The organism is Pseudomonas sp. 51_B (genome assembly GCF_017491595.1).
GTDB classification, from domain to species: Bacteria; Pseudomonadota; Gammaproteobacteria; order Pseudomonadales; family Pseudomonadaceae; genus Aquipseudomonas; species Aquipseudomonas promysalinigenes.
On sequence record NZ_JAFGYW010000111.1, the window covers coordinates 1 to 579 of the forward strand.

1 protein-coding gene is annotated in these 579 nt (G+C 52.3%); it reads right to left on the reverse strand.

Annotated elements, in window-relative coordinates:
• Positions 1–579, reverse strand: a 579-nt coding sequence (locus tag J5M56_RS23900; protein ID WP_207937930.1) for a hypothetical protein, incomplete at both ends; no start/stop codon positions are given.

Here is a 579-nt window from a genome sequence, read left to right on the forward strand (position 1 = left end):
CTTCAACTCCGCAAGTGGCTCGAGCGGAATATATCCGTCGTCGACGCAATGGGTAGCGACAAACGTCTCCGCGCTCGCACGGACGGATGCCCGGTCAAAGAGGCTCAGCGCAAACTCCGTCAGGATGTTCAGGTAGTACAGTCGCGTCTGACGGAATTTCCCCGAGTCCAGACTTATGCCCGTCATTGGGTATTTCCGGGCATCTTCTTCAAAAAACTGAGACGGGACAATGCGTGTAACACCAAAGAGAAAGCCATTTCCGGCTTCGGCAACGAGTGTTTCGGCGGAGGTGTTGCCCTTTGAAGCTTTCTTTCGCGTAAAAGCCTTTGCAATGAAATCACAAACAATCTGCTGATAGTTTGAACGAATCCTAAACTTCGCTTCTGCGAGATATAGTCTGCGTGCATCCGCTTTCGGCAGGCTTCCCAGATAGACGCCGGGCCCGAATCCGCCTGTCACAAAAGTCTGTTCTGAGTCATGCGCTGCTGCCTCAAGCAACTCCCGTTGGAGCATCAATTCGACAAACTTTTCGGGATGCGCGCGAACTGCAGCAATCATGCTCTCGCGATTAAGTTTTGG